Source organism: Mycoplasmopsis iners ATCC 19705 (assembly GCF_000701805.1).
In the GTDB taxonomy this organism is placed as follows: domain Bacteria; phylum Bacillota_I; class Bacilli_A; order Mycoplasmatales; family Metamycoplasmataceae; genus Mycoplasmopsis; species Mycoplasmopsis iners.
Window position 1 is genome coordinate 20,006 of record NZ_JNJW01000001.1, and the last position, 14,137, is coordinate 34,142.

The window sequence follows — 14,137 nt, forward strand, 5'->3', positions numbered from 1 at the left end:
ATTTAGTTTATAATGTTAAGCTAATTTTATTCTTTTAATAAATATATTTGTTTAAATAACTTTAAAATATGTAAAATATAATAACTTAAATTTAATATACATATTAATTAACGCAAACTAAGGAGCAAAATGTCAGAAAAAAATTATAAAGATACTTTAAATATGCCTAAAACAGACTTTGAAATGAGAGCTAATTTAACTACTAAAGAGCCTTTATTTAGACAAGAATGAGAAGAAAAACAAATCTATCAAAAAGTTTTAGCTAAAAACAAAAATAATCCTTCATTTGTTTTACATGATGGCCCTCCTTATGCAAACGGAGATTTACATACAGGGCATGCAATGAATAAAATCTTAAAAGATATTATTGTGCGTTATAAATCTATGCAAGGTTTTTATTCACCATTTGTGCCAGGTTGAGACACACATGGCATGCCTATTGAACACAAAATGTTAGAATTGGCTCAATTAGACTTTAAAAAATTAAGCCCACTTGAACTTAGAAAAAAAGCTGAAGAATATGCCTTAAAACAAGTTGAAATTCAAAAATCTCAATTTAAAGAAATGCAATTATTGACTGATTTTTCTAAATATTACGTAACCTTAGATAAGAATTTTGTAACTAAACAATTAGAACTTTTTAAAAAAATGGTAGTTAATGGTCTTGTTTATAAAGGTTTAAAACCAGTTTATTGATCTCCAACTTCTCAATCAGCATTGGCAGAAGCAGAAGTCATTTATAAAGACATTAAATCACCATCAATTTTTGTAGCTTTTACAATCATAAACAATAATAATTCACAAAAAGTAGAGAATGGAGATAACTTAATTATTTGAACCACAACTCCTTGAACATTAATTGCTAATGCTGGAGTAGCTGTGGGATTTGATATTGAATATTCTAAAATCAATGTAAATGGTGAAAATTACATAATTGCTAGTGAATTAGTTGAAACAGTTGCCAAACAATTAGATTGAAATGATTACCAAATCGTTAATAATTTTAAAGCTAATGAATTATTAGGCATGACCTACTTAAGCCCACTAAACAGAAATAAATGCCCTGTAGTTTTAGGTCATCATGTAACTACTGAAAGTGGTTCTGGTTTAGTTCATATTGCTCCATTATTTGGCGAAGATGACTTTCAAATTGGTATTAAAAATGCCTTAGAAATGATTATGCACATTAAAGACGATGGTGTAATCAATGAATTTGGGGGCAAATATGCCAACATTTTCTATGAAAAAGCTAATCAAGTAATTATTGAAGACTTAAATTTAAACGGCAATTTATTAAAAGCAAATCATATTGTTCACTCATATCCACATGATTGAAGAACTCATAAACCAATTTTATTCAGAGGTACACCACAATGATTTGTTTCAATTGAAAAGATTAAACCTGAAATCTTAGCCCAATTAGAAAAAGTTAAAACTTTCCCAGAATGAGCTAAAAAGAGATTAACCAACATGATTGCCGAACGTTATGATTGAACAATTTCAAGACAAAGAACTTGAGGTGTGCCAATTATCGTCTTTTATGATGAAAATTCAAAACCTGTTTTAAGAGAAGAATTATTTGATCATGTTATTGCGCAAATTAAAGAGCATGGCGCAAACATTTGATGAGAAAAAACAGCAGATGAATTATTGCCTGAAAATTATCGTGGCAAAGGTTATACTAAAGAAATGGACATTATGGATGTTTGATTCGATTCTGGTTCAACTTCTTTTGCTGTTGAAATTGACCCAGAACTGAAAGCTCCATATGACCTTTATCTTGAAGGAAGCGATCAATACCGTGGCTGATTTAACTCTTCATTAATCAATTCAGTTGCTTATGCCGGAGTTTCACCTTATAAAAACTTAGTTAGTCATGGGTTTGTTTTAGATGAAAAAGGCGAAAAAATGTCTAAATCAAAAGGCAATACTGTTGATCCGCTTAAAATCATCAGAAAATCAGGAGCTGACATTTTAAGACTTTGAGTTGCTAATAGCGAATATACAAATGATGTTTCAATCGGTGATTCAATAATTAATCAAAATAGCGAAATTTATCGTAAATTAAGAAACACAATTAAATTCTTATTGGGTAATTTAACAGGTTTTGAATATGATTCATCAATTCAAAGAACAGGTGTACATGCCTATATTAAAGCGCAATTAGAAAAAATTAAACAAGAAATAATTAAAGCATATGATGAATATAAATTCATTAATGTAATTAAATTAATTAACAATTATGTTGTGGAATTATCTTCATTCTATTTAAATATTTCAAAAGATGTGCTTTATGTTGAAGAAGTTAATTCTCCAAATCGCTTAATGACATTAACTAATATTTATGAAATATTAGAATTCTTAATTTTGGCTTTAGCACCAATTCTGCCTACAACTGCTGAAGATGCTTACAAACACTTTAACAAAGCCAATAAGTTAGAATCGGTTCATTTAGAAAACTTTTATAAAGTTGAAGAAATTGATGAAGCAGTGCTTAATCAATGATCGGAATTCTTCAATCTTAGAGATGAAATCAATGTTTTACTTGAACAAGCCGTTAAATCAGGCTTAATTAAAAGAACTAATGAAGCCAAAATTACTATTAATACAAATAGTGAATTTATTAAATCTCTTGATCTTAAACAATTATTACTTGTCGGTTTGGTTGAATTTGGCGATGAATTACAGGTAAATACTTTTGAATCTGAAAAATGTCAAAGATGTTGAAACCACTTTTTACCTTCACAAATTAAGGATGATTTATGTCCTTTATGCTTTGGAATAATTAACAAAAAATAATGGAAAAAAGCCCTCAAAAAAAATCTTCATTTGGCCTTGCATTAAAGGTTAAATTCAAAGAAAAAATAGCAGAAATTAAATCCAATCCAAAGCAATTAATTATCAAATATGCCATTTTCACAGGTGTTTTAGTCATTTTGTTATTAATTGATCAACTAACTAAAAACCTAATTTTTCAATGAGATAGCACACATACTGATGGACTTACAGTTGATGTTAAAGATTATGTAATTATTGGAACAAGATCAGTTGGACATCGGGGAGTTACTATTTTGCCATGAAAAGATAATATGGCAGTTATAGTTATAGTGCAATTAATTAGTGTTTTAATTGCGCTATTCTTATTAAGTGTTCCACTATTTTCTAATAAAAAATTGATTATTATCATCTGTTCATTTATTTTAGCCGGTGATTTAGGCAACTTCATTGATAGATGTATTTATGATGGTGGTATGGTAAAAGATGTTTTCTTCATTCCATTTTTAGAAAGCTGATTAGGTAGACAACTTGGAACTTTCAATTTTGCTGATGTTTGCATTATTGTTGGTTCAATTGGCATTATGATCTATTACATTGTTATGCTTTTTGTCAACAAAGAAAGTGAAGACAAAAAGAGTATTAATGACGAAAGCTTAAATACTTTTATTAATAGTAAAAAAGATGTAGAAACTTCTAGTAAAAAAGATGTAGAAACTTCAGAAGAAAGTCAGCAATCATAAACTGTTTGTGTCAACAAGCAGTTTTTTGATTAAAATTTTAGTAATAGGAGAAATATGTTACAAAAAGATTTAGAAATTTATAACCAACAAAGAAATAGTTTACAAAGAGGCCAAAATCTTAATTATAAGCAAAGAATTACTATATTAAAAAAGTTAAAAGAAGTAATTTTACAAAACGAAATTGCCATTAAAAAAGCTTTATTTGACGATTTGGGCAAAAGTGATTATGAAGCTTATTTAACAGAAATTTGTTTTGTTATTAAAGAAATTAATTTGGCTATTAAAAAATTAAAAAAGTGAATGAAACCTAAAAAAGTTAAAAGAAATTTATTAACTTTAAACGCTAAACAAAGAATAATCAATGAACCATTAGGTCAAGTTTTAATTATAAGTCCTTGAAATTATCCTTTTTATTTAACTTTTAAACCTTTGATTGGCTCAATAAGTGCAGGAAATTTCAGCATTATCAAAACTTCTGAGTTGTCAAAAAATACAAGCGAGTTAATTAAAAAAATGATTAATGACAATTTCGATAGTCAAATTATTCATGTTATGAACTATGATATTGAATCAATTACTGAAATGTTAAAACAAAAATTTGACTTGATTTTTTACACAGGTGGTCCTAAAGTTGGCAAAATTATAGCTGAACAAGCAGCTAAAAATTTAACACCAGTCATTTTAGAATTAGGTGGAAAATGTCCAGTAATCATTGATGAAAAAGTTGATTTAACTGAAGTTGTTAAAAAGATAATTTTTGCCAAATCTTTAAACGCTGGCCAAACATGCGTTGGACCAGATTACATATTAATTAAGCCAAATATGACCAATGAGTTTATAAAACTTGCTAAACAATACATTCAAGATAACTATGCTAATTTAAGTCAAGAGCCTAATATTATTTCTTCACAACATTTTGATAGACTGATCAAACTTGCGCCAGTTGATTTGGTTAGAGATTCAGCAAATAAAAAAATTCAGCTTAATGTTTTTAAAGCTGAAAGAAGCGATCTAATTATGCAAGAAGAAATTTTTGGCCCTTTATTGCCAGTGGTTGAATACCAAAATTTAGATGAAGCAATTCAAATTGTTAATAATAAAGAAAAACCATTAACAATCTATTTATTTACCAATGATAAAAAAGTTATCAAACAAGTTGCTCAAAACACTTCTTCGGGTGCTTTTGTGATTAATGATTGCATAAACCAGTTAGCTAATCATAATTTGCCATTTGGAGGGGTTGGTAATTCTGGAATGGGTAGATATCATGGATATCAATCTTTTGTAACATTTAGTAACCAAAAATCCTATTTCAAAGCCTGATTGGTTAATTTAACTGTTGCTTCAAAACCATTTACAGAAGACAAAATTAAATTAATCAAGCGTTTAATTAAATAATGAAAAATCAACAATTAAAGAATCAATTATTGCTTGAAGAATAACTTTATCAGTTGTTTTGAATGACTGATATTTTTTATATTCATTATTTATCTTGTTTAATAATTTTTCCAGATTAAGGATTTTAGTATTTGTCTTAAAGTTAAGGTAATATTGATTAAAAAACATTTGCAAAAGATCAATCAATTTTTGAATTGTTAAAATTTGTTCAACAAGCACAATTTTAATAATGTATACAACAAATTCAAAAAGACTTCTTTGTGCAAAAGTATCTTGTTTATAGTAATTTTGGGCTTTGTTAATTAAATTTTTAACTTTTTCTTGGTGTATTGCCATTTTTAATTGATTAATAGCAGAAGTGAAAGTTTCTTGTGTTGATTTATAAGCAAAAAGCAATGTTAAGTTTAATGTTTGCTTGTTTAAATCTTCAATATCAAATAAAATTTTTGAATCAGAACTACGATCTTTTCACAAAATTTTATAATTAAGCAAAGTTGAACTTAAAATATCGAATAAAACTGCTTTTTGATGCCCTTCATCAAATTCATCAGTATAAAAGTAAATTTCTATACGTTTCATTTTGCCCCCTCATTTGACCATATTGTAAATGATTTTTATCCTTCTTAATTAATAAATAGGTATATAAAAAATAATAAATATTTATATAATTATAAAGTAATGTTTTTTTAAGTGGCTAAGCCACATTTTATTGTTATTAAGGAGAAAAAATGACACCACATATATCAGCCAAACAAGGCGAAATCGCTAAAACAGTTATTATGCCAGGAGATCCATTAAGAGCTAAATTTATAGCTGAAACATATTTAGACCCTGGTTTTAAATTAGTTAATAGTGTTAGAAATATGTTTATGTTTACTGGCACATATAAAGGAAAACCTGTTACAATCGCAGGAAGCGGAATGGGTTGCCCATCAATCGGTATTTATTCATACGAATTATTCAAATTTTATGATGTAGATAGAATTATTAGAATTGGTTCAGCAGGTTCATATAAAGCAGATTTAGACTTATATGAAGTTGTGCTTGCTTCAGAAGCATTAGCTGATGGAGATTCATACAGAAAAATTGCTTTAGGCAAAGGAGGCAACATTGCTTTACCATCAAGTGAATTAAACAACGAAATTTTAGAAATTGCTAAAGCAAAAGGTACAAAATTAAACTTAGGTAGAGTTCACTCATCAGATGTATTCTATTCAGTTATTCCAGTTGAACAAAGAATTAAAGATACAGATGCTCTTTGTGTTGAAATGGAATCTTATGCTTTATTTACAAATGCTGAAGTAACCGGCAAACAAGCTGCATGTTTATTAACCATTAGTGATAACTTAATCACACATGAAGAAACAACAGCTGAAGAACGTCAAACAGCATTTACAAAAATGATGGAAATTGCTCTTGGCTTAGCGAGATAATTATGAGAATTGTTGATTTAATTGAAAAAAAACGTTTTAATCAAAATTTAACTAAAGAAGAAATTAGTTATTTAATTAATTCTTATGTTAAAGGTGAAACGCCAGATTATCAAATGTCGGCTTTTTTAATGGCAGTTGTATTTAACGGAATGAGCAGTGAAGAATTAGCTTATTTTACAAAAACAATGATGCATTCTGGAGCTGTAATTGATTTAAGCGAAATTCCAGGAATTAAAGTTGACAAACACTCAACAGGTGGAGTTGGTGATAAAACTACTCTTGCTGTTGGTCCAATTGTTGCAGCTTGTGGAGTACCAGTTGCAAAAATGTCAGGAAGAGGCCTTGGTCACACAGGTGGAACAATTGATAAATTAGAATCTATTCCTGGTTTTAGTGTTGAATTAAGCGAAAAAGATTTTATTGAACAAGTTAAGAAACACAATATTGCGATTATGGGACAAAGTGCTAACTTAGTTCCAGCGGATAAATTGCTTTATGCACTTAGAGATGTTACAGGCACAGTTCAATCAATTCATTTAATTGCTTCAAGTATCATGTCTAAAAAACTAGCAACAGGTTCAAATGCTATTCTTTTAGATGTTAAATGTGGTAAAGGCGCATTTATGAAAAATCTTGAAGAAGCTAAAGCATTGGCCAATGCAATGATTTCAATCGGTAAAGAACTTAATGTAGATGTTAGAGCAGAAATTACTAACATGAATCGTCCAATTGGTAGAGAAATTGGTAATAAAAATGAAGTGCTTGAAGCACTTTGAACACTTGAAGGCAAAGGGCCTCATGATTTCAATGAGTTGGTTTACTCATCATGTGCCACAATCTTACTTCAAGCTAAAGCAGTTGCTTCATACGAAGAAGGTTTAGCTAAAGTTAAAGAAGTTATTGAAAATGGCAAAGCGAAAGCTAAATTTAAAGAATTTATTGAACTTCAAGGTGGAGATTATTCAGCAATTGAAAAAGTTGATTTCTGACATCCAGCTTATGAACTTGAAGTTAAAGCAGAACAAGACGGTTATTTAGACATTTTTGACTCGCTAGTATTTGGAAAAGTTGCAATGAAACTTGGTGCTGGACGTGCTACAAAAGCTGATAAAATTGACTTCGAAGCAGGTATTACTTTGGTTAAAAAGACCAATGAATATGTTAAAAAAGGCGAAACAATGTTTAAACTTTACTCATCAAAACCAATTGATGAAAGCCTTGTAAGCGAGCTTAAAGAAGCATACAAATACAACGCAGAACCAGTTGAAAACAAAATCATTTTAGCTAAATTAAGCTAATTTATAGGAGAATTATGCAAAAAGAATACAACCGTATGATTGATCATACTTATTTAAAAGCAGATGCTACAAAAGCACAAATTGATAAATTAATTAATGAAGCTAAACAATATAACTTCAAAACAATTTGCATCAACAGCGCATGAATTCCATATGCTAAAAAAGAACTAGCAGGAACAGAAGTTGGTATTACAACAGTTGTTGGTTTTCCATTAGGAGCGTCATTATCAAGAGTTAAGGCATATGAAGCTGCTGAAGCAATTAAAGAAGGCGCTGATGAAATTGATATGGTAATTAACATCGGTAAGTTAAAAGATAAAGACTATGAATATGTTTTAAATGACATTAAAGAAGTTAAAACAGCTTGTGGTTCACACATTCTTAAAGTTATTGTTGAAACAGCTTTATTAACACAAGAAGAACTTGAAAAAGTAACAGAAATCGTTGCTAATTCAGGAGCGGAATTTATTAAAACTTCAACAGGCTTTTCAACTCGTGGAGCTTCACTTGATGATGTTAAAACTATGGCTAAAATTGGAAACGGTAGATTATTAATTAAAGCAGCTGGCGGGATTTCAAACATGAATGATATGATTAACATGAACGAAGCTGGAGCTACTAGATTTGGTACATCACGTTCAATTGCTATTTTAGAATCAAAAGAAGCAGATCCTAATTCATATTAATTCGAGAAAACGGCAAAAGCCGTTTTTTTCTTCGCCTAATGAATTAAGTTGACTATATGGCAAAAATAAATTGCCCAAAAAGCCTATGAAACAATTAAATTAGAAACAAAAATAAAATTTATTAAATGTTAAATAACGAAGTAGACATGTCTTTATTGCGAATTAAAACATCATTAAAACCTATAAATTTTTGTGTTTCTAATGTTAGATATTTATTAAATATTTATGAAAATAATATAAAATTAATAAGAAAAATAAGAAGTAAATTCCTATTTTAATTTAATTAATGAAAATTATATGAAAGGATATATATGAGTCAAAAAGACTTTAACTCAAGTAATTACTTAAAAAAAGTGCATGCTTGATGAAGAGCTGCTAACTATTTATCAGTAGGTCAAATGTATTTAAGAAACAATCCTCTTTTAGAAAGACCATTAACTGAAGATGATATTAAAATTTACCCAATTGGTCACTGAGGCACAATTCCTGGCCAAAACTTAATTTACGCTCACTTGAACCGTGTGATTAACAAATATGACCTTAATATGTTTTACATTGAAGGTCCAGGTCACGGTGGTCAAGTTATGATTTCTAACTCATATCTTGATGGTTCATACACAGAATTATTCCCAGAAATTACTCAAGATATTGCTGGAATGACTAAAATGTTTAAACGTTTCTCATTCCCAGGAGGAACAGCGTCTCATGCAGCGCCTGAAACACCAGGTTCAATTCATGAAGGTGGGGAATTAGGTTATGCACTTTCACATGCTACAGGTGCTATTTTAGATAATCCTGAAGTTATTGCAGCTACAGTTATTGGAGATGGTGAAGCTGAAACTGGACCATTAATGGCAGGATGATATTCTTCATCATTCATTAACCCAGTTAATGATGGTGCTGTTTTACCAATTATCCACGTTAACGGTGGAAAAATTTCAAACCCAACTATTTTAGCTCGTAAAACAAACAAAGAAATTACTCAATTATTAGCAGGTTTTGGTTGAGAAGCTATTTTTGTGGAAGCTGATGTATTTAATCCAGAAGGTATTCACAAACCAATGGCTAAAGCTTTTGACAAAGCAATTACCAAAATCAAAAAAATTCAAGCTGAAGCACGTAAATATTCAGCAATGCAAGCAAAACGTCCAATTTGACCAGCTTTAGTTGTTAGAACACCAAAAGGATGAACATGTCCACACACAATTGATGGAAAAGTTTATGAAGGAAGCTTCAGATCACACCAAGTTCCTATGGCTGTTTCATCAGAAAACTTAGCTAAAAAAGCTGATTTAGTAAAATGACTTGAATCATATAGACCACATGAATTATTTAATGCAGATGGTTCATTTAAAGTTGAATATGCTTCAATCGCTCCAAAAGGTAATAAGAGAATGGCAATGAATCCAATTACAAATGGTGGAATTGACCCTAAAGTATTAAAATTACCAAAATGAGAAGATATTGCTTTACAGTTTGATAGACCAGGTGAAATTAAAGCTCAAGATATGGCTACAGCAGGTACATGATTTGCTGAAGTTATTAAACTTAACCCAACTAACTTTAGAATTTTTGGACCAGATGAAACTAAATCAAACAGAATGTTTGATGTTCTTAAAACAACAAACAGACAATGATTAGAAAGAATTGATGCTCAATTAGATGAAACTATTGCTCCAGCTGGACGTGTTATTGATTCACAATTATCAGAACACCAAGCTGAAGGTTTCTTAGAAGGTTATGTATTAACAGGTCGTCATGGTATGTTTGCTTCATATGAATCATTCTTAAGAGTTGTTGATTCAATGCTTACACAACATATGAAATGAGTTGCTAAAGCACAAAAAGTTCACTGAAGAAATGATTATCCATCATTGAATGTTATTGCTACTTCAACAGCATTCCAACAAGACCACAATGGTTACACTCACCAAGATCCAGGTATTTTAGGACACTTAGCTGACAAAAAACCAGAATTAATTCGTGAATACTTACCTGCTGACTCTAACTCATTATTAGCTGTTTTAGACAAAGCATTTACTGAAAGAGATGTAATTAACTTGATTGTTGCTTCAAAACAACCAAGAGAACAATGATTCTCAGTTAGAGAAGCTCAAATCTTAATTAACAATGGATTAAAAGTTGTTCCATGAGCTTCAACATGCACTTTAGAAGAAGAACCTGATTTGGTCATTGCTGCTGCTGGTACAGAACCAACCTTAGAATCATTAGCGGCTATTTCATACTTAAATGCTAAATATCCTTCATTAAAAATTAGATTTGTTAACGTTGTTGATTTATTAAGATTACGTAGCACATCAATTGACCCAAGAGGTTTAGCTGATTATGAATTCGACGCTATTTTCACTAAAGACAAACCAGTAGTCTTTGCTTTCCATGGTTATGAAGGTTTAATTAGAGACATCTTCTTTACAAGAAACAACCACAATTTACATGTACATGGTTATAGAGAAAATGGTGACATTACTACATCATTTGACATTCGTTTAATGAGTGAAATGGATAGATTCCACATTGCTCAAACAGCTGCTAAAGCTGCTTTAGGCAAAGACGAAGCTAGATCATTTGTTAAAGAGATGAGCGACAAAATTGATACTCACAACAAATACATCAAAGAATTTGGTATTGACATGGATGAAGTTAGATACTGAAAATGAGAAGGTCTTAAAAAATAATTTAAAAACTAGGGATAACCCTAGTTTTTTTGTGTCATCATATTAGCATTATCGACCAAAACAGCCATTTTATAGTTAATTTTGATAATACTTCACTTCAGCAATAATCATTTCCGCTATCTTAAGTAATTTTTCAGCCGGCTCTAAAAGTGCTTTGGTAAATTTAGTTTTTGGTTCTGTATTACTATAAATTTCAGGAGAATTAGTTTGATAAACTTTTTCTAAATCCTTAACAAAAGCGCTTAAATTAAATTTGTCATTTAAATTATCTTTTCTAACTATAAACAAGTCGTTTTGGTAATTATTCAATCGTTTAAATTTAGCTATAAAATCTTCTATTAAAATGTATTTATTGTTTGAGTCACAATGCAAGTCGCCTTCTGAATTTCTCAAAATAAATGTCATTGAATTTCATTCGTTTCATAAGTTGATTAAAGCATGTAAGTGTCCTTGAGAACCATCCGGCAAGGCAACTGAGCCTAATTTTGAATAATCAATATTTTTCATTTTTTGATTATAAATTTTTGATTCAAATTCTAAATTCAATCTTTTAAATTCATTATTTAAACTATCATTGAATAATTCTTTTTCAAACGTTGGATCTTCTGTGTTTTTAAATAAAGGTCAATCAGGATAATCTCTAAAAATATTTGCAAATTTTTTAAATGATCAAGAATCAAAAATTTTAATATCACTCTTAATAATTTCAAACATTTCCACATTTAAACGTTGGAAATTAGTCATTTGTGCCACAAAATTATTTACATATTCGGCTTGATTATAGCTTAATTCGTTCAATATTTCATTTAGTTTGCTTTTTTGTGAAACAAAAGTATTGTTCGAATCAAAATAGCCAATATCTTTGCTACTATTATCTAATTTTAATAAGTTATTAATCACAATATTTCTACTACTACTTAGCACATCTTCAACAAACTTGCCAATAGCAGTTGCTTTATTCAAACGAGAATTAAAGTAATTATAAGCACTATTAACATTAAAATCATCGCTAAAAAACCCTCTCAATTGGTTTAAATTAGCAACGTAACTATTATAAAGTTGATGAATTTTAGCGCTATATTCTGCATCTAACGACTTTTGAACATCATAAAAACTACTTTGACAAGCAGCACTAGTTGTAATTATGGGAACAAAAGCAAAACTGGTTATTAAATATTTAATTTTTTTCATTATGGCCTTTTCTACTTATTTATTATATTGTACAAAAAAATAGAGCTATGCTCTATTTTCGGCTTTTGTTTCTTTTTCTTCTTTAGCTAATTTAGCTTCTTGAAGGCGAATTATTTGTTTCAAATCCTTTAATTCTTTTGGTTTTAAAGGACGATATCAACCTTTAGGTATTTCATCAACTTTCAAATTAGCATATTGTAATCTTTTTAAATTAATGACTTTACGATCGAAATGCGCAAAAAGCTCTTTAATATGGTGATATGAACCAACATGTAATTCAACTGTATATGATTTTTTCTCAACCTGATTTACAATTTGTTTAGACATTTTTCCGTTAACCATAACACCTTTATTAATTTCTCTAAATTCTTTAAGGGTTAAAGGTTCATTAATTCTCACTCTATAAATTCTTTTAATTTCATACTTAGGGTGAGTTAATTTATTTACCATTTCTAAGTCGTTGGTTAAAAGCAATAAACCTGTAGTATCATAATCTAATCTGCCAACAGGCACAAGTCTTTGATCAGTTGTTGTTATTAAATCAACAACTGTTCTTCTTTTTTGTGGATCTTTAGCAGTTGATATCGTTTTTTCAGGCTTATTCAAAATAAAGTACTCTAATTTTTTATTTTGAATTTGAATTAATTTGCCATTAACAATAATTTCATCATTAAAAGAGCCTAAATCACCAATTTTGGCTTTATTTCCATTAACCAAAACTTTACCTTTTTCAATGTATTCTTCAGCTTTTCTTCTAGAGCAAAAACCACTATGAGCAATAAGTTTTTGTAATCTTACTAAGTTATTATCCATTTTATTCCATTCATTTGTTATATATTTCTTGTGCTTCTTTTGAAAAAACAACGCCTTTTGCTTTATTATAATCGTAATTTGTTTTTACAACAGTTTTAAACCCTTCATCAAAATCGGTTAAAACTAATTTTCTTAATTTTTGTACTCCAGCAAAAGCTCTGCCATCACAAATCTTATCAGCTATGAATAAAATTTTGTCCAAATCGTCTAATTCATAGGCTAATGTGGTATGAATGCTAATTGCTTTAGCTATTCTTACATTAGAGTTTTTATAAATTTTTGAAACTCATAAAGCACCTGTTACCTGATGTAAAACAAAATCTGGATAATCTTCAACTTTGTAATTTTTGACATATTTTTTAATTAATTTATGGCTATCTTCCACACTCATTTTTTTAGTGATGTCATGAAATAAACCAGCATAATATGCTTCTTTAGCATCATAATTAATTGTTTTAGCTAATTCTGCTGAAAATTCCGCTGCAGCAACACAATGTTTTGCTCTTGCTGGATCGACTTTTAATATGTTGTGTAAGATTTCGCTAGCATATAAAAAGTTATCACCAATATATTCATTGACTTTTCAAGGAGTTTGTTCTAAATGACCTTCTCTTACCGCAGTTGATGATTCAGGGTAAAGTGGATTTTTAAGCACTTTAATATTAAATTTTTTAATATTAGTTTTGTTAATTGTTTTTTCTCTTTTGAAAACTACTAATTGACAATTTTGTGCTATTTCCTCAATAAATTCTCATTTGTGTAATTTAGGCAATAAATCACTTCCCATAATGAAAAAAAGTTGATCATTGGGAAATTGTTTTTTAAAATAACGAATAGTTTCAAAAGTATAACTAACACCTTTTCTTTTAACTTCAAATAAAGAAATTTCCATATTTTCTTCATTCTCAATTGCTAATTCCAACATTTTTACTCTATGTTCTGCGGAAGCAATTTTTTGTTTCTTTTTAAAAGGATTTGTTGCAACAGGAATAAAAATTAATTTATCCAAATTAAGCTCTTTTATAGCATCTTTAGCAATTTTTATATGTCCTGAATGCACCGGGTTGAATGATCCGCCATATAAACCAATTTTCATAATTCTCC

General features: G+C 29.3%; 11 protein-coding genes. 7 read left to right on the forward strand and 4 right to left on the reverse strand.

Annotated elements, in window-relative coordinates; genetic code table 4:
- Positions 1-129 precede the first annotated feature (129 nt).
- From ileS to T395_RS0100080, 3 genes are read left to right on the forward strand one after another with little or no spacing between them, the layout of a single operon-like run.
- On the forward strand, positions 130-2,799 hold the full coding sequence (gene ileS / locus T395_RS0100070; RefSeq protein ID WP_029512480.1) for an isoleucine--tRNA ligase: 2,670 nt from the start codon (positions 130-132) through the stop codon (positions 2,797-2,799).
- Complete coding sequence (locus tag T395_RS0100075) at positions 2,799-3,518, forward strand: signal peptidase II (RefSeq protein WP_051617735.1); 720 nt, start codon at positions 2,799-2,801, stop codon at positions 3,516-3,518. The genes ileS and T395_RS0100075 overlap by 1 nt, the downstream gene beginning before the upstream one ends.
- Before the next feature lie 54 nt (positions 3,519-3,572).
- Positions 3,573-4,916 carry an aldehyde dehydrogenase family protein gene (locus tag T395_RS0100080; protein WP_029512482.1) on the forward strand — a complete coding sequence of 448 codons (1,344 nt, stop codon included), beginning with the start codon at positions 3,573-3,575 and terminating at the stop codon, positions 4,914-4,916.
- Here T395_RS0100080 and T395_RS0100085 read toward each other — a convergent pair.
- Positions 4,905-5,495 carry a hypothetical protein gene (locus T395_RS0100085; protein WP_029512483.1) on the reverse strand — a complete coding sequence of 197 codons (591 nt, stop codon included), beginning with the start codon at positions 5,493-5,495 and terminating at the stop codon, positions 4,905-4,907. The genes T395_RS0100080 and T395_RS0100085 overlap by 12 nt on opposite strands.
- Positions 5,496-5,644: 149 nt before the next feature.
- On the opposite strand from T395_RS0100085, the gene deoD reads away from it, so the two are divergent.
- The 4 genes from deoD to T395_RS0100105 all read left to right on the forward strand — a co-directional run bounded on the left by deoD (position 5,645) and on the right by T395_RS0100105 (position 11,029).
- Complete coding sequence (gene deoD, locus T395_RS0100090) at positions 5,645-6,349, forward strand: purine-nucleoside phosphorylase (protein WP_029512484.1); 705 nt, start codon at positions 5,645-5,647, stop codon at positions 6,347-6,349.
- A 2-nt stretch (positions 6,350-6,351) separates the two neighbouring features.
- A complete protein-coding gene (locus tag T395_RS0100095; protein ID WP_029512485.1) occupies positions 6,352-7,647 on the forward strand; it encodes a pyrimidine-nucleoside phosphorylase in 1,296 nt (431 codons plus the stop codon).
- Between the two features lie 14 nt (positions 7,648-7,661).
- The gene (gene deoC / locus T395_RS0100100; RefSeq protein ID WP_029512486.1) at positions 7,662-8,333 is read left to right on the forward strand and encodes a deoxyribose-phosphate aldolase; all 672 of its coding nucleotides are present in this window, start codon (positions 7,662-7,664) and stop codon (positions 8,331-8,333) included.
- A 311-nt stretch (positions 8,334-8,644) separates the two neighbouring features.
- Positions 8,645-11,029 carry a phosphoketolase family protein gene (locus T395_RS0100105; RefSeq protein WP_029512487.1) on the forward strand — a complete coding sequence of 795 codons (2,385 nt, stop codon included), beginning with the start codon at positions 8,645-8,647 and terminating at the stop codon, positions 11,027-11,029.
- Between the two features lie 75 nt (positions 11,030-11,104).
- Here the strand turns inward: T395_RS0100105 and T395_RS0100110 are convergent, their stop codons facing one another.
- From T395_RS0100110 to T395_RS0100120, 3 genes are read right to left on the reverse strand one after another with little or no spacing between them, the layout of a single operon-like run.
- Positions 11,105-12,220, reverse strand: coding sequence for an MAG0770 family lipoprotein (locus tag T395_RS0100110; protein ID WP_029512488.1), 1,116 nt, complete (start codon positions 12,218-12,220; stop codon positions 11,105-11,107).
- A gap of 45 nt (positions 12,221-12,265) precedes the next feature.
- Positions 12,266-13,033, reverse strand: coding sequence for a pseudouridine synthase (locus T395_RS0100115; protein WP_029512489.1), 768 nt, complete (start codon positions 13,031-13,033; stop codon positions 12,266-12,268).
- Between the two features lies 1 nt (position 13,034).
- Entirely contained in the window at positions 13,035-14,129 is a 1,095-nt protein-coding gene (locus T395_RS0100120; protein ID WP_029512490.1) for a nicotinate-nucleotide adenylyltransferase, read from the reverse strand.
- Positions 14,130-14,137: the final 8 nt, after the last annotated feature.